This is a genomic window from Methylomagnum ishizawai, assembly GCF_900155475.1.
GTDB classification, from domain to species: Bacteria; Pseudomonadota; Gammaproteobacteria; order Methylococcales; family Methylococcaceae; genus Methylomagnum; species Methylomagnum ishizawai_A.
On record NZ_FXAM01000001.1, the window covers coordinates 1,436,986 to 1,453,827 of the forward strand.

The following is a 16,842-nucleotide window of genomic DNA, read 5'->3' on the forward strand; positions in this document are numbered from 1 at the left end:
AAGAAACCCGGTACCCAACGACCCTATGGGGAAACCACGGCGGTCGGCGCACGGCGTCCCAATTTCCCGCCCATCTTTACCTTGTCCCCTGGCACCAAGCTTTCCCAGCCCACGGTGTTTTCCCCGAACAGCACGATGATGGTCGACCCCATATTGAACCGGCCCATCTCCTGCCCGCGCTCCAGTTTTATCGGGGTGTCCCGGTAATCCCAACTCCGCACCGTGGTCCCGGCGGGTGGCGTGACCACGCCCTGCCATACCGTTTCGATGCTCGCCACGAAGATCGCCCCCACCAGCACCAGGGCCATCGGCCCGGCTTCGGTATCGAAGATCGCCACGACCCGTTCGTTGCGGGCGAACAGGTTCGGTACTTGGCGGGCGGTGGCGTTGTTGACGCTGAACAGCCGCCCCGGCACATGGACCATCTCCCGCAGCGTGCCGGCCAGGGGCATGTGCAGGCGGTGGTAATCGCGGGGCGAGAGGTAGACCGTGGCGAACTTGCCGTTCTGGAACGCCGCCGCCCGCGCCGGGTCGCCGCCCAGGAGTTCGGTGGCGGTGTAGCTTTTGCCCTTGGCCTGCAAGATCGAACCCGCCTCGATAGCGCCGATCTGGCTGATGGCCCCGTCGGCGGGACAGAGTACGGCGTCCGGGTCGGGGCACAAGGGGCGGGCGTCCGGTTTCAGTTCGCGGGTGAAGAAGGCGTTGAAGCTGGGATAGGCACCGGGGTCGGGTTGCAAGGCTTCCGCCATGTCCACCTTGTAGAGCTTGATGATCTGCCGGATGAAGGCGTTCTTGAACGCCCGGTTCTCGCAGCGGGTTAGGCGGTGCATGAGGCGGGACAAGGCGTGGTGGGGCAGGGGATATTGGATCAGGGAGAACAGGATTTCGCGGAGCGGCATGGGCGTCTCGTGGTGCTGGTGCGGGGAACGGTCCGGGGGGGGCGTTCCCGCAAGGTCCATGGGGAAAAGCCGCCATGATAACCCGGAGCCTACAAATCCCGCTCTTTGAACGTGTCGCATTGGCGGATATCGCCGGTTTCGATGCCGCGTTTGAACCAGCGCACCCGCTGGGCCGAAGTGCCATGGGTGAAGGTTTCCGGCACGGCGTAGCCCTTGGCTTGCTGTTGCAGGCGGTCGTCACCGATGGCGGTGGCGGCGGTGAGGGCTTGTTCGATCTCGCCGGGTTCGATGATGTGCTTCAGACTGTCGGCGCGTCGGCCCCAGACCCCGGCGAAACAATCGGCTTGCAATTCCAGCCGCACCGATAGCGCGTTGGCCTGGGCCTTGCTGCGGGCGTGTTGCTGGGCGGCGTGGACCTTGCCGGAAATCCCCAGGAGGTTCTGCACATGGTGGCCGACCTCGTGGGCGATGACATAGGCCTCGGCGAATTCGCCCGGCGCGTGGAAGCGCTGTTTCAGGTCGCGGTAGAAAGCGAGGTCGATGTAGACCTTGCGGTCGCCGGGGCAATAGAACGGTCCCATCGCCGCCTGCCCGGTGCCGCAGGCGGTGGGGGTCGCGCCGGTGAACAGCACCAACTTGGGGTCGAGATATTGGCGGTCCATGTCCTGGAAGATGCCGCGCCAAGTGGTTTCGGTACTGTGCAATACCTTGGCGACGAAGCGGGCCATGTCGTCGTCGGGCGGCGGTTTGTGGGCTTGGACCTGCTGGGGTTGGTGCTGCTCGACCTGGCGTTCGGCCTGGCGCACCAGGCCCAGCATCATCGAGGGATCGACCCCCAGGAAATAGCTCGCGCCCAGGGCCAGCACGATGGCCCCGATGCCCAAGCCACCACCGCCCAGGCCGAAACCGCCGCCGCCACCCTCGCCCCGCCGGTCTTCCACGTTGTCGCTTTCGTTTTCGTCGTCCAGGCGCATGCTTGTTCTCCGCTGGTGTTGGGGAATGGCTTCAACATAGGGGCGGGCGCGGGGGAGCGCAAGGGTGGCGGCGGGTTGGGTTGCCTGCCAGCGGAAGTCTACTGCCAGCCACCACCCAGCGCCTTGTAAAGGTCCACCGCCGCGTTGACCTGCTTCTGTTTGGTTTCGATCAACTCCCGTTTGGCCTCCAGGGCGTCGCGCTGGGTCAATAATACATCCAGATAATCGGCGCGGGCGGACTTGAAAAGCTGGCTGGCGACATCGATGGATTGCACCAGGGAATCGACCTGCTGCCGTTTGAGCCGATAGTTTTTATCTAGATTATCTATATTCGAGAGTTGGTTGGCGACCTCGGCATAGGCGTTGAGGAGGGTTTGCTCGTATTCATAGGCGGTTTGGATTTGCTTGGCGTTGGCGTTTTTATACTCCGCGATGATGGCGTTTTTGTTCACCAAGGGAGCCACCAATTCACCGGCGACCATGGCCGCCAAGGATTCCGGGGTATTGACGAGATATTTGAGGGCGAAAGCGTCGAATCCTATGCCGGCTTTGATGCCGAAGCTGGGATAGAAATCGGCCCTGGCCACGTCGATATTCAAATCCGCCGCCTTCAGTTCGAGTTCCGCTTTTCTGATATCGGGCCGGTTTTGCAGCAACTGCGAAGGAATGCCGGTATCGGGCACTTTGGGCTTCATCTCCATGAACCCTATGGAAGTGCGCTCGATAGGCTGTGGCGTCCGCCCCAATAAGTAATTGAGGCGGTTTTCGACCACGGTGATCTGTTGCATGATCTCGAATCTCCGGCTTTGGTTCTTCGCCACTTCCGCCTGGTAGCGTTTGACCGCGAGTGTATTGGTCCGGGCATAAATCTGGAGTTGCTTGACCACTTCCAAACCGTTTTGCTGGATATCTATATTCTGATTGAGATTTTCAAGCTGGTTGTCCAGGGCGACCAGTTCATAATAGGCATGGGCCACTTCACCGACCAAATTGGTCACCAAAAAGTTTTTCCCTTCCTGGGTTGCCATATATTCCAATACGGCTACTTCTTTGGCGTTCCTCAGCTTTTTCCAAATATCGACTTCCCAGCTTGAAAACAAGCCAAATTGATAATTGCCCAAAAACGTGGGAAAGGACTGGCCATTTGCCAGTTTCAGGCCGTCTTCGACCGCACCGTTGCGCGTGTATTTGCCGACCTTTTCGCCGTCCGCCCCGGCACCGATACCCACGAAGGGCAGATAGGCACCTTGCCGCGCTTGAATCTCGTTTTCAGCGGTGCTGATGCGTTGCAGCATCATATTGACTTCCTTGTTATTCGCGACCGCGATATCGATCAGCTTGGATAAGTTCCGGTCCTCGAAAAAGTCCTTCCATTTCACAGTGCCCGAGGAGACCTTTTCCGAAAGGCCCGGCTTGAAGTGGTCGGGCAAATGGACCTCGGTTTGTTTCTTGGTCAACTCCGGGATGCCACAGGCTTGTAGCGTCAAGCCTATAAAAGTAAGTACCATCAGATGGGATACTTTAATCATAATCGCTCTCGTCGCCCAAGCCATACTGATAGGTTTCAGTCAAAGGATTAACATCTTCCCCGCTAATCAAGCGCTTGCTGCCCATTAGCTTGGCGAACATGTAATAAAGCCCCGGAATCAGCACGACGCCGAATATCGTGCCGAACAGCATCCCGCCCAGGGCGGAAGTGCCTATTGTCCGGTTGCCGACCGCGCCCGCCCCGGTGGCTATCGCCAGTGGAATCAAGCCCGCGATAAAGGCGAAGGAGGTCATCAAAATCGGTCGGAAACGCGCTTTCGCTCCTTCGATAGCCGCCTCTTTGGTGGACATGCCCTGGGCTTGTTTTTGCACCGCGTATTCCACGATCAAAACCGCGTTCTTACCGAGCAAGCCGATCAACATGACCAAACCGACTTGGGAATATACATCGTTGGCTAGCCCCGTTTCTTTAAGCAATAAAAATGATCCAAATAGACCGGGTGGCAAAGACAGTAATACCGCCAATGGCAGGATAAAGCTTTCATACTGGGCCGCCAGCACTAGGTAAACAAACACCAATACGACCACGAAAATAATAAGTGCTTCACTTCCTCGGGCGGCTTCGTCGAAAGATAAACCTTCCCACGCCACGGAATAGCCGCGGGGTAGGGTAGCGTCGGCCACTTCCTGGACGGTTTTGATGGCGTCGCCGGTGGTATAGCCAGCCGCCGGCTCGGCGCGGATGGCCGCCGAGTTATAGAGGTTGTAACGGGTCAGCTCGTTGGGGCCTTGTTGCTTCTTCATGGTCATGAAGGCGGAGTAGGGCACCATCTCGCCCTTATCGTTTTTCACGTAATAATTCAAAACATCCGAAGGAAAACGCCGGAATTCCGGCATGGCCTGGGCGTAAACCTTGAAGAAGTTATTGAAACGGATGAAACCTTGCTCGTAGGTACTGCCGATCATGATGTCCAGGTTTTCCATGGCCTTGTCGATGGAAACCCCTTTTTGCATGGCGAGCTTGTTATCGATAACCAATTCATATTGCGGATAATTGGTCGCGAAAAAGGTAAATAGGCCGGTTAACTCCTTGCGTTTACGTAAAGCCGCCATGAATTCATCGTTGATTTTGCCAAACGCGTAATAATCGGTCGTGGGGTCTTTATTCAATAAGCGGAATGCCAAGCCGGACGCCGCGCCGTAACCCGGAACCGCTGGTGGTTGGAAAAACTCGACGACGGCACCGAAGTCGCGGGTTTTTTCTTCTAGTTCGCGGATGACATCCTGCACGGATACCTTGCGTTCCGACCAATCCTTCAGGTTGATCACGCAAGTACCCGCGTTGGAACCGCGGCCTTCGGTCAGGACTTCATAACCCGCCAAGGACGAAACCGATTGCACCCCATCGATTTTCTCGGCCACGGCTTCCAGTTGCTGAGCTACTTTGTTGGTCACCTCGATGGTGGAGCCGGGTGGGGTTTGGATAATCGCGTAAATCATCCCTTGGTCCTCGCCGGGAATAAAACCGGCGGGCAAGGTTTGATTCACCATGAAAATACCGTAGGAAAACCCACCCAAGGCCAGCAGCGTCACAATGCGCCTAGTGACCACGACGTTGAGGAGCTTGACATAGCGTCCCGTGGCTTTCTCGAAGACATAGTTGAAGGCGTCGATGAACAAACTAATCGGGGTTTTCCGCTTGGGTTGGCCGTGGGTATTTTTCAGGATCATCGCGCATAGCACCGGAGCCAGCGACAAAGCCACAATCGCCGAGATAATGATCGACGAGGCCATGGCGATGGAGAATTGCCGGTAAAACACGCCGACCGGTCCGGTCATAAAGGCCAGGGGGACGAATACCGAAGTCATGACCAAGGTAATCGCGATAATGGCACCGCCGATTTCCCCCAGGACTTTTTGCGAGGCGACAAAGGGTGAACAATGCTCGGCCTCCATTTTGGCGTGTACCGCCTCGACCACCACGATGGCGTCATCGACCACGATACCAATGGCCAATACCAAGGCGAACAGGGTAATCAGGTTGATGGAAAGCCCGAAGGCCGACATGACCGCGAAGGAGCCCACCAGCGAAACCGGTACCGCCAAAATGGGAATCAAGGTGGAACGCCAATCCCCCAGGAATATGAAAACCACCAAAGTCACCAGCACGAAGGCTTCCGCCAAGGTGTGCAGCACTTTCTCGATGGAGGCATCCACGAAACGCGAGACATCGTAGTTGATTTCGTAGTCCATCCCTTCCGGGAACGAGGCTTTCAATTCTTCCAGCTTTGCTTTGACATCCTCGATGACCTTGCTGGCGTTGGTGCCGTAATTTTGTTTAAGCACAATCGAGGCGGAAGGATAGGAGTCCTTGTCCGAATAAATGTTATAGAACTCGCTATTCAAATTGACTTTGGCAATGTCCTTGATGCGTAGAATCTCGCCTCCCGGAGTGGCGCGGATAATGATGTTTTCATACTGCTCCGGTGTGTTATACCAGCCTTGATAAACCAGTACATATTCTTTGGACTGGGCGACCATGCCGGTACTTTGCCCTAGCCGTCCGGGGCGACCGATAATACTTTGCTTGGAGATGGCGTCCATCACCTCGTCGACCGAGACACTATAGGCCCGCATCCGGTCTGGATTCAGCCAAATCCGCATCGCATATTGACGCTCACCCAATATTTGGGCTTGGGCGATGCCATAGACACGCTGGATTTCCGGGATGACACTGACGTAGGCGTAATTGAATAAAAACTTTTGGTCGGCGTTTTTATCTTTACTATAGAGATTGACATACATCAGCATACTGGGCTGAACGAAGTTCACGATCACGCCTTCCAACCGTACCAAGTTGGGTAGGCGGCTCATCACCTGATCCACGCGCGTTTTTACGTTCACCATCGCGATATTGGGATCGACGCCGAGGTTGAAATAGATTTGGATGGTCGCTTCGCCAGCGCTGGTCGCATCCGAGACGATATATTTCATACCGGGCACGCCGTTGACGGCGCGTTCGATGGTAATCAGCGAGGATTTCACCAATACATCGGCACTGGCTCCGGGAAATGATAATGAAATCGTTACTCGGGGCGGCGCTATATCCGGGAATTGGGAAATGGGTAGGGACCGGATCGCCAACCCGCCCATGAACAAAAATAGCAACGACAACACGATCGCCATGACCGGTCGTTTGATAAAAATATTAAACATGGATTAATCCCTTATGGCGGGGTTACTCGGTATACAATTCAAGTTCCGAGCGGACTTTTTCCGGCGCTTTGAAGGCGATTTCCACTTCCTCCCCGGAATGGACTTTACGCAAGCCTTCGAGCAAAATCTTGTCGTCGTCTTTCAGTCCGTCCTTGACAATGAACAAATGCGGTATATCGGCTTCGATATGGATGAGCCGTTGCTCTAATTTGCCTTCCGAGGTGACGACATAAACATAGGTTTTATCCAAGATTTCGAAGGTCGCTTTCTGTGGGATTAGCATGGCGTTGGGATAGGGCTTTTCCATCAGGATCGTGCCGGTTTCCCCATGCCGCAGCAGCCGGTCCGGGTTGGGGAAGGTGGCGCGGAATTCGATATTGCCAGCAGTATTGTCGAAATCCGCTTCGATGGTCTCGATCACTCCGGTTTGGTTGAAAATCTCGCCATTGGCCATCCGCAACCGCACTTGGGTCGGTGTGTTGCTTTGCTTATGGGCTTTATAATCCAGATATTCCGCTTCCGGCACATTGAAATATACCCATAATTTGCTGATATCGGAAAGCGTGGTTAATAGGTCACCCTCATCGAGTAGGCTGCCGTTCCTAGCGGCCAGATGATCCATGATTCCATCGAAAGGCGCATTGATGTCCGTAAAGCCCAAATGGGTTTCCGCTAGTTTCACCTCCGCTTCGGCCTTGTCCAGTTTCGCCTTCGCCAAGGCTAACTCATTGGGCGAGACGATTTTTTGATCCGCCAGTCCCTTGGTGTTGAGATATTCGATATTCATATTGTTGGCTTCGGCCTTCGCCTTCAGCAACTCGGCTTGATAGATGTTCGGCATGATTTTGAACATCGGCTGTCCTTGGCGTACCCATTGTCCTTCGTCCACGAAGATATTCTGCAAGTATCCGCGTTCCAGGGCGCGGATTTCGATATGCCGGATGGCATGGATTTGACAGACATATTCTTTGAAAACGGAAGTGTTTTCGTGGAGGGGTGTGGTTGCTTCCAGTTTTGGAGTTTCTTCGTGCTTTTCGGTGTCTTTGGGGTGGCAACCCATTAAAAGGATACCGATCAAGCTTAGAGCCACGGGTGCTTTGGCGATGTGTTTAGGGTTCATAAGCATGGAATAGGGTGCTTAGGGCAGGTAGCTTCGGGGCTGGGGTGGGCGTGGTTTGGCTAGGTATGCCGTCGGGGAACAGTGGGTTTTGGTAGGGGTTGGAGGGCGGTTTGGCTGTGGCTGGGGCCGGTGTGATTTTGGTGCTTGGCGGTGGTTCGTGGACATATGGGTGATGTTTGATCTTGTTAAGTTGTCGGCCACACCGCATCTTCCGTGCCTAAATCGGTAAGCTTTTGATTTTTAAAATAAAGCTGCCATGCTGTCGGTGCGGTGGGGGTGGTCGACTGGTTGTAATAAACCAAAAATATCCGCGTTTCCTTGGGTTTGGGTTGATCTCGCCGTCATGACGTGGGTGTTCCACCCATGACGGCAGTCCCGCTATCCCAACGCTTAACACCTGGGGAGAGCCTCTGCCACACCACGGGTGCGCCGGTACCGGATCGGGGCTGTTTTTCCGCGTCGTAGGTCAGGGGAGCAGCCCATTTCTGGGTTGCTATCGCCGTGGATATCCGCCCGATGGCGTGTTGGCGCTGGATAGTGGTTTCCATTTTGGAAACAGTGTGGCATGACCGGGCCTATATCCGGCCTTTCCATACCCGCCGGTCCCTGTTTTCTCCCTTTCTTGCGACAATCCGCCCCATTTTGGCGCGGGATTTCCCGCTCCACCGCCCACGCCGGTCCCGGCCGCCGTCCCTTACCGCCCCAAAATCCCCGTCCCGCCTGGGATTGCCAGCCTTCCCGGCCCGCTTCCCGGTCCCGGCACGCCGCTTGCTAAATCTATAGCGCTCTTGGGAGGAAGCTTCCGCAGGTTTTAAAGCCCCCGGAACTGCGGGCCACATGGGCTTCCGGCCCCACGAGGCACAATACCGGGCGGGTTTCTTGCCCTAGGCTTCCTGGTTGCCGACAAGCCCTCCATCGGTCGCAAGCTGGCCTGGCGCAAACCCGCCGCATCGGTTCCTTGGGAGGACTTGGCCTCATCGTCCGGGCCTACGCAAGGCAAGCATCTTCGGTAAAATCGCGGTCGGAACCGGCAGGATGTCCCGGAACGCTGCCGACTTCCGCAACCCTAAAAGGGATGGGGAACACCGGGTTCCATACCGATCAACCTTACCGAAGGAATAAGACCATGAAGGGCGACACCAAAGTCATCGAGTACCTGAACAAGGTGCTGACCAACGAACTGACCGCGATCAACCAGTATTTCCTGCATGCGCGGATGTTCAAAAATTGGGGCTTCAGCAAGCTCAACGAGAAGGAGTACCACGAATCCATCGACGAGATGAAGCACGCCGATAAGCTGATCGAGCGCATCCTGTTCCTCGAAGGCTTGCCTAATCTGCAAGACCTCGGCCGGCTCAAGATCGGCGAGCATACCCAGGAAATGCTCGAATGCGATCTGGCTCTGGAACTGGCGGCGATGCCGCTGCTGCGCGAAGCCATCGCTTATTGCGAGCAGGTGCAGGATTTCGTCACCCGTGAGCTGTTCGAGCATATCCTCGACAGCGAGGAAGAACACGTCGATTGGCTGGAAACCCAATTGGACCTGATCGCCAAGATCGGTATCCAGAACTACCAGCAATCCATGATGTAAACGATGTTGTAAGCGAAAGGCGCACTCGGGCGGCGATAAGCCGCCCTTTTTTTGGGCTGTTGGCCGGATATTTTCCCCAACACGGCCTCCCCCGCTGTAATTCCCAGCGCCATGCTCGGGAAATCGCCTTACAATAGCCGGTTCCGATTTCCCAGCCCCACGCCCGATGAACACAGCCACCGACCTCTTCTCCTACCGGAAATTCTGGGCCAAGCGCTTCGGCCCCGCCCCGCAACTCCCCACCTGCCGCGCCGAAATGGACGCTTTGGGCTGGGATGCCTGCGATATCGTGATCGTGACCGGCGATGCCTATGTGGACCATCCCAGCTTTGGCATGGCGATCATCGGGCGCTTGCTGGAGGCGCAAGGCTTCCGGGTCGGTATCCTGGCGCAGCCGGATTGGACCTCGGCGGAGGATTTCAAGCGGCTGGGGCGGCCCAACCTGTTCTTCGGCGTCACCGGCGGCAATATGGATTCCATGGTCAACCGTTACACCTCCGACCGCCGCATCCGTTCCAACGACGCCTACACCCCCGGCGGCGAGGCCGATAAGCGCCCCGACCGCTGCGTGACCGTGTATTCGCACCGCTGCCGGGAGGCTTTTAAGGAGGTGCCCATCGTTTTGGGCGGGATCGAGGCCAGTTTGCGCCGCATCGCCCATTACGATTATTGGTCCGATACGGTGCGGCGCTCGGTGCTGGTGGATGCCAAGGCCGACTTGCTGGTGTATGGCAATGGCGAGCGGCAGGTGGTTGAAATCGCCCACCGCCTGGCGGCGGGTGTGGCTATCGCCGAACTCACCGATATCCGCGGCACGGCCTTCTTGCGTAAAACCCTGCCCGAAGGCTGGACCGAGTTGGATTCGACCCAGGTGGACACGCCCGGCCCGCTGGCCGCGCCGGTCGATCCGTATCAGGAAGCGCCGCCCGCCTGTGCCACCGAATCCGCGCCCAAAGCGTCCGGCGTGCTGCGTTTCGAGCGCCGCCGCGCCATCGATCCCGCCCGCGCGGTGATCCGCCTGCCCGCGTTTGAGGCGGTGAAGGTGGATACGGTGTTGTATGCCCACGCTTCCCGCGTGCTGCATCAGGAAACCAATCCCGGCAATGCCCGCGCCCTGATCCAGCGCCATGGCGACCGCGAAGTCTGGATCAATCCGCCGCCCATCCCGCTGACCACCCAGGAAATGGATGGCGTCTACGGCCTGCCGTATTCGCGTTTGCCGCATCAGTCCTACGGCGGCGATAAGATTCCGGCCTTCGAGATGATCCAGCATTCGGTGACGATCATGCGCGGCTGCTTCGGTGGCTGCACTTTCTGTTCGATCACCGAGCATGAGGGCCGCATCATCCAGAACCGCTCGGAAGATTCGATCATCCGCGAACTCGAAGCCATCCGCGACACCTCGCCCGCCTTCACCGGCCATATTTCGGACCTGGGCGGACCCACCGCCAATATGTACCGGCTGGCCTGCAAAGACCCCAAGATCGAAGCCGCCTGCCGCCGCCCATCCTGCGTCTATCCTGGCATCTGCAAGAACCTCGATACCGACCACGGCCCGCTGATCAAGCTATACCGCCGCGCCCGCGCCTTGCCCGGCATTAAGAAGATCACCATCGGCTCGGGCCTGCGCTACGACTTGGCGGTGGAATCGCCCGAATACGTGAAGGAACTGGTGACCCACCATGTCGGCGGCTACCTCAAGATCGCCCCGGAGCATACCGAAACCGGCCCCTTGTCCAAGATGATGAAGCCGGGGATGGGCACCTACGACCGCTTCAAGGCGCTGTTCGACCAATACTCGAAGGAAGCGGGCAAGGAGCAATACCTGATTCCCTATTTCATCGCGGCCCATCCCGGCACCACCGACGCGGATATGCTGAATCTGGCGCTATGGCTCAAGCGCAATGGGTTCCGGGCCGACCAGGTGCAGGCGTTCCTGCCTTCGCCGCTGGCGACCGCGACCGCCATGTACCACACCGGCAAGAATCCCTTGCACCGCATTGGCCGCGATAGCGAGGACGTCTATATCCCCAGGAATATGAAACAGCGCCGTTTGCACAAGGCTTTTCTGCGCTACCACGACGCCGAGAACTGGCCGCTATTGCGCGAAGCCCTGAAACGTATGGGTCGGGCCGATTTGATCGGCAATGGCAAGCATCATCTGGTGCCGAGTTGGCAGCCCGCCGGGACCGGCGTACAGCCGGAAGGGGCGCGGGCCGTGCGTAAGTCCCAGCCGTTCCGCACCCAGCACACGGGTTTGCCGCCCTTGGGCGGCAAGCCGGGCAAACCGGCGCGGAAGGGGAAGAAATAGGGCCGGGTTATTCCGGCGGGTGGATTTCGCTCTCGGGTTCCGGCTCCAGAAACTCCACCTTGGCGTAGATTTCCGCCAACGGGATCGAAAATTCCAGGGTCGGAATCCAGAGTTCCGTCCCGCAATCGTCGATTTCTGAGAATTCCCAGATGCCGCCGGTTTTGCGGGTGTAATGCTCGATATGGCAGGGCCGTTGATCGATCAGGATGTATTCCCGCAAGGAGTCCAGGCGGCGGTAGCTGGCGAATTTGTCGCCACGGTCGTAGTTGCGGGTGCTGTTCGAGAGGACTTCCACGATGATGAGCGGATTGGTCGCCGTGTCGCGGCGGTCGTCGCGGTACTCGGGGCGTCCGCAAATCACGGTCACGTCGGGATAGTGGAAGGCTTTGCCGCGATCCGCCTGGACCCTCAAGTCCGATGAGTACACTTGGCAATGGGTCGATTTGAGCCGGTTGCCCAGTTCGCGGGCGATATTGCTGGTGATGAGTACATGGCGGAAGGACGCCCCGCCCATGGCGAAGATTTCCCCGTTCACGTACTCGCTTTTATATTCGGCGGCGCGGTCCAGGGCGAGGTATTCATCGACGGTGTGGCGGTGTGGGCTATGAAACGAGGGTAGGGCGGACATGGCGGCGGACTCCCGGAAGGATGGTGGGCCTTGATTATCCGCCATCCCGCCCGGTTTGGGCGGAAGGCGGTCAGGGTGCGGGGCGGGGTGTCGGCGCGGACGGGGTGGGATTGGGCGCGATTTGAGGGGAAGATTGGACGGGCTGTGGCTCGGGCTGGGACAGTCGGACGACGCCAAACACGATGGCCGAGGTGACGCTTATTCCGGCGATCAAGGTCGATAGGCACGGTGGATTCTCCTCCCAGTAGATGCCCGGTGTAGCGGGCTGGGATTCCCGCCGATAGCCTACACCGATTCCCGCAACCCATATTTCCGCACCCGGTAGCGCAGGGTCTCCCGCGTGGTGCCGAGGGCGCGGGCGGCGGCGGTGACATTGCCCTGGTGCCGGTTCAGCGTGGTTTCGATGATATAGCGGTCCATGTCGTCCAGGTCCATGCTGCCATCGAGCGGGATGAACAGGCCATCGACGCCACCCTCCACCATGGGGCGCACCGCCGCCGGAGTCTGGGCACCGGGCAATTGCAGCCATTGCGTCGGGAACACCGGCCCGTCGGCGAACAACACGCAACGCTCGACCAGGTTGCGGAGTTCGCGCACATTGCCGGGCCAATCATGGGCGCGGAGCGCGGTCCAGACCTCCTGCGGCACCATCTTCACCTGCTTGCCGGCCTTGGCGTTGATCTCGGCGATGAAGATCGGCACCAGTTCCTCCAAATCCTCCTTGACTTCCCTGAGCGGCGGCAGCGCCAGCTTGAACACGCTGAGCCGGTGATAAAGATCGCCGCGGAATTCGCCGTGCTTCACCATGGTTTCCAGGTCGCGGTGGCTGGCGGCGAGGATTTGCACATCCACCGCGATTTCCCGCTCCGAACCCAGGCGGCGGAATTTGCGGTCCTCGATGGCTTTCAGCAGCTTGGCCTGCAAGTCCATCGACATCTCGCCGATCTCGTCCAGGAACAAGGTGCCGCCGTCGGCCTGTTCGATCAGGCCACGATGGCGGCCCGACGCCCCGGTGAACGCGCCGGCCTCGTGTCCGAACAACTGCGATTCCAAGAGTTCGCGGGGCAGGGCGGCGCAATTGAGTTCCACCAGGGGGCTTTGCCCGCGCTTGCCGCCGTAATGGAGGATACGCGCCGCCAGCCCCTTGCCGGTGCCGGTTTCCCCGGCGATCACGATGGCGCTGAACGGCACCTTGGTCAGCCGGGCCAGCATTTCCCGCACGTTGCGGGCGGCGGAGCTGCGGCCCACGAAGGCTTCCGGGGAATAGCGCCGGTAGCCGTGTTCGGCCTGTTCGATCAAGCGGCGCTGGGCCAGGGCGCTGCGCGAGGCGCTGGCCATCACCAAATCCAGCCGGTCCATCTCGCAGGGTTTTTCCAGGAACTCATAGGCGCCGAGCCGCAAGGCCCGCACCGAATCCTGAACGCTGCCATAGCCGGTCAGGAACAGCCATTCGCAATGCGGTACCCGGTCCTTGATTTGTTCCATCAGGTCCAGGGCGTTGCCGTCCGGCAGGTTCATATCGGACAGGATCAGCAAGGGTTCGCAGTGCTGGTCCAACAATAAACGGCGGGCCTCGGCCAGGCTGCGCACCCATTCGACCTCCCAGCCGCCGCGGCGGTAGTGGCGGGTGAGTTCCTGGCCGAGCAGGGTTTCGTCCTCGATAAGCAATAGGCTATTGGGCATGGCGGTCCTCGTGCCGGGGCGCGTCGTTTAGAAGTTGATGAATAGGGAACCCATGATGAGGTGATGCATGGTTTCGGCGCTATGGGTCGCGTTGTCGATGTACTGGTTTAGATAACCCAACTCGGTGCGGAAGTTCGGGTTGAAGGTCCACGCCCCGCCGAGGAAGGCCCGGTTCTGGTCGAAGCCGGATTGGCCACCGACCGGGGTGCTGTTCACCCGCACGAAGAACTCGTCCCAGGCCACCAGCGCCAGCCGTGGCTCGAAATCGAAGGGGCGCATATAGCGGATCATTTGCCTGGGGCGGACCCGGACCGAGTCGGCGACGATGAAGTTGGTCTCCAACAGGGTCCTGAAGGTGAATGTGCCAAAATCGGTCGGTAGGACGTAGCGGAACGCGGGCCATAAATCCTGTTGGGCGTAATAGGGCTTGCCGACGTTCTGGGTGGGCAGGAAGGTATAGCCCATCCACACCGTGGCCCGTTCGCTCAGCGAGTAGCCCAGCGCCACCCGGGCCATGCCCTGGTACCAATGGCTCCAGTTGTCATCCCAGCGCGACTGGCCTTCCAGCCAGAGGCGGCCTTGTTGCAGGTTGGGATCGATGAAGCCCAGGCTGCCCTCGGCGACCACCTGCGCCCAGGAGCCGCCGTCCTCGGTGAGGTCGTCGGCGTGAGCGGCGGGGCTCGCACCCAGGACGGTGCAGGCGGTGGCGGAGATCATCAGGCTTTTGATTTTGGAATTGAGCATGCCTTGGTGTATTGCGACGGTGTGGAGCAAAAAACTATGGGTGAGGGTAGTCCAGGCGGGGCGAAGCGGAATCCGCAAGTGGATTCCCCGCATTGCCTCGGTTAAGGGATTTTGGGGCGCGACGGCTCCGGGGCCGCAGGCGGAAGGCAGCATGGCTGGCGTGCTTTCGTGCTGGGGCGATGGCCTTCTTTAGCGACTTGCATGCCATGGCCGGGCTGGGCCGATAAGCCTATGAAATCGCGCCGTTTATCGCCGTTTCCCAAGGTCGGGGCCGCTTGGAATCCGGTGGATTGGGACCGGAAGTGGTGGATATAAACCTATTTCTGGGATGGCTGTGCCGATGGGGCGATGGGTTAAACTTGGAAGTCGGTCACGGCATGGCGTGACGGCTTATGCAGGAGGCCGCAGCGTCCTGGCGGGCCGGGCTGGTGGGAGGTTCGAGGCTCCGCGACGGGGTCGGCTTTTTTAACGCGAGACTTGAAGCATGCCGAAGCAACGTGGACGCCTGCGGGCGCTTGCGCTCGGGACCGTTTTGGGCCTGGGAGAATTGGGGATGGCGGGCGGGGCCGGAGCCGCCACCTGGACGCCGTTGTGGAATGCCGCGCCCGATAAGGCCGGCACGATGCTGCTGCTGACCGATGGCACGGTCATGGTCCAGCAGAACGGCGCGGGCAATACCGCCCGATGGATGAAGCTGACCCCCGACCCCAACGGCGGCTATGTCGCCGGGACGTGGTCCAAACTGGCGGCCATGGGCACACCCCGGTTGTATTTCCCCTCGCAGGTGCTGCCGGATGGCCGGGTCTGGGTCTTGGGCGGCGAATACAGCGCCTCCGCGACCGCCGTTCACCTCAACACCGGGGAAATCTACGATCCCGTGGCCGACCGCTGGTCCCCCATCGCCCACCATCCGCAATCCTTGTTCGGGGATGTGCCGACCCTGTTGCTGGACGGGGGCAAAATCCTGGCCGGTTCCATCCTGAGTTCGGGCTTTGCCGCGGGCCGCTCCACCTTCCTCTACGATATCGCCAGCAATACTTGGTCGGGCGCGATTCCCAAGGTCCATGCCGATTCCAGCGCCGAGGAATCCTGGGCGCTGATGGGCGATGGCCGGGTGTTGACCTACGATGTCTACAAGAGCAACGCCACGGCGTCCGCCGTCGGCGGCGGCAGGTATGCCGAGGCGTTCGACCCCGCCCATTACACCGACGGCGATCCCGCGACCCGGCCCTGGGTTTCCATCAGTCCCAGCGACGGCACCGCCTCCGGCACGATTCCCTTGCTGGGGCAAAGCGACGGCGAGATGGGGCCGATCCTGCGCCTCTACGATGGGCGGATGTTCCTGATCGGGGCCACTGGCCGCACCGCGTTCTATGCGCCCGACACCCATGCCTGGGCGACCGGACCCAGCGTCCCCGGCGGCTTGGCGGTGAACGACGCGCCCGCCGCCCTCCTGCCCAACGGCCATGTGATCCTGGCCGCCGAAGGGGGCGGGGGGCGGCCTTTGTTCGATTTCAACCCCGCCACCCAAACCATGGCCCGGTTGTCCCTGCCTAGCGCTTTAGCGGGCGATCTGGGCAACACCGCTTATCAAATCAGGCTGCTGTTGTTGCCGACCGGGCAATTGCTGCTGGCCACGGCGTCCACCCGGCTCTGGGTCTACACGCCGGACGGCACGCCCAAAGCGGCCTACCGTCCCTTGGTGAAGAAGGTGGTCGCCCAGGGTTGCGGCAAGTTCACCCTGACCGGCAAGCGCCTCACCGGGCAGTCGGCGGGCGCGGCCTATGGCGACGATGCCGAGATGGACGAGAACTATCCCATCGTCCGATTCCAGGACGCCGCGGGCGATAGTGTCTACGCCAAGACCTTGCATTGGAGTACTACTCATATCGCGACCGGCGACGCCCTGGTCACCACCGATTTCAGCTTGCCAGCCGGGTTCGCCGCCGGGAATTATCAGATGACGGTGAGTGCCGCCGGTATCCAATCCCTCGCCACGGCGGTCAATATCACGGCTTCCCAATTGCCGTCCCAGCCCGGTTGTCCCGCCGCCCGATAAGGCATGGCGGGCCGGTGTTCAAACCGGCCCGTTTTTTTGCGCCCACGGACTGGGCTTTCCAGGATAACCCCGGAAGGCGAAAGGCTATTTATAAGGCTTGGTTATTGATTCAATCATGACAATTTAATT

The 16,842-nt window shown here is 59.4% G+C and carries 11 protein-coding genes; 3 read left to right on the plus strand and 8 right to left on the minus strand.

Annotated features, from left to right (window positions below; genetic code table 11):
- Positions 1–23: 23 nt before the first annotated feature.
- The 5 genes from asd to B9N93_RS06555 form a co-directional block, all read right to left on the minus strand.
- Complete coding sequence (gene asd / locus B9N93_RS06535; RefSeq protein WP_085212002.1) at positions 24–899, minus strand: archaetidylserine decarboxylase; 876 nt, start codon at positions 897–899, stop codon at positions 24–26.
- A gap of 89 nt (positions 900–988) precedes the next feature.
- Positions 989–1,873, minus strand: coding sequence for a KPN_02809 family neutral zinc metallopeptidase (gene ypfJ / locus B9N93_RS06540; RefSeq protein WP_085212004.1), 885 nt, complete (start codon positions 1,871–1,873; stop codon positions 989–991).
- Between the two features lie 98 nt (positions 1,874–1,971).
- The gene (locus tag B9N93_RS06545) at positions 1,972–3,402 is read right to left on the minus strand and encodes a TolC family protein (RefSeq protein WP_085212006.1); all 1,431 of its coding nucleotides are present in this window, start codon (positions 3,400–3,402) and stop codon (positions 1,972–1,974) included.
- Positions 3,395–6,577 carry an efflux RND transporter permease subunit gene (locus tag B9N93_RS06550; RefSeq protein WP_085212008.1) on the minus strand — a complete coding sequence of 1,061 codons (3,183 nt, stop codon included), beginning with the start codon at positions 6,575–6,577 and terminating at the stop codon, positions 3,395–3,397. The genes B9N93_RS06545 and B9N93_RS06550 overlap by 8 nt, the downstream gene beginning before the upstream one ends.
- 22 nt (positions 6,578–6,599) lie before the next feature.
- Positions 6,600–7,637 (minus strand): efflux RND transporter periplasmic adaptor subunit, encoded by a 1,038-nt coding sequence (locus tag B9N93_RS06555; protein WP_254899350.1) that lies wholly within the window; start codon positions 7,635–7,637, stop codon positions 6,600–6,602.
- A gap of 1,186 nt (positions 7,638–8,823) precedes the next feature.
- Between B9N93_RS06555 and bfr the strand changes: the two genes are divergently transcribed.
- On the plus strand, positions 8,824–9,288 hold the full coding sequence (gene bfr / locus B9N93_RS06560) for a bacterioferritin (RefSeq protein ID WP_085212012.1): 465 nt from the start codon (positions 8,824–8,826) through the stop codon (positions 9,286–9,288).
- A 166-nt stretch (positions 9,289–9,454) separates the two neighbouring features.
- Positions 9,455–11,599: a YgiQ family radical SAM protein gene (locus B9N93_RS06565; protein WP_085212014.1), complete on the plus strand. Its 2,145-nt coding sequence runs from the start codon at positions 9,455–9,457 to the stop codon at positions 11,597–11,599.
- A 7-nt stretch (positions 11,600–11,606) separates the two neighbouring features.
- Here B9N93_RS06565 and B9N93_RS06570 read toward each other — a convergent pair whose 3' ends face one another.
- The 3 genes from B9N93_RS06570 to B9N93_RS06580 form a co-directional block, all read right to left on the minus strand.
- Positions 11,607–12,227, minus strand: a complete 621-nt coding sequence (locus tag B9N93_RS06570; protein ID WP_085212016.1) for a Uma2 family endonuclease — start codon at positions 12,225–12,227, stop codon at positions 11,607–11,609.
- A 285-nt stretch (positions 12,228–12,512) separates the two neighbouring features.
- Complete coding sequence (locus B9N93_RS06575) at positions 12,513–13,910, minus strand: sigma-54-dependent transcriptional regulator (RefSeq protein ID WP_085212018.1); 1,398 nt, start codon at positions 13,908–13,910, stop codon at positions 12,513–12,515.
- A 27-nt stretch (positions 13,911–13,937) separates the two neighbouring features.
- Positions 13,938–14,654 carry a DUF2490 domain-containing protein gene (locus tag B9N93_RS06580; protein ID WP_368655804.1) on the minus strand — a complete coding sequence of 239 codons (717 nt, stop codon included), beginning with the start codon at positions 14,652–14,654 and terminating at the stop codon, positions 13,938–13,940.
- Positions 14,655–15,138: 484 nt separating this feature from the next.
- Between B9N93_RS06580 and B9N93_RS06585 the strand changes: the two genes are divergently transcribed.
- Positions 15,139–16,713 (plus strand): Kelch repeat-containing protein, encoded by a 1,575-nt coding sequence (locus B9N93_RS06585; protein ID WP_125468870.1) that lies wholly within the window; start codon positions 15,139–15,141, stop codon positions 16,711–16,713.
- Positions 16,714–16,842: the final 129 nt, after the last annotated feature.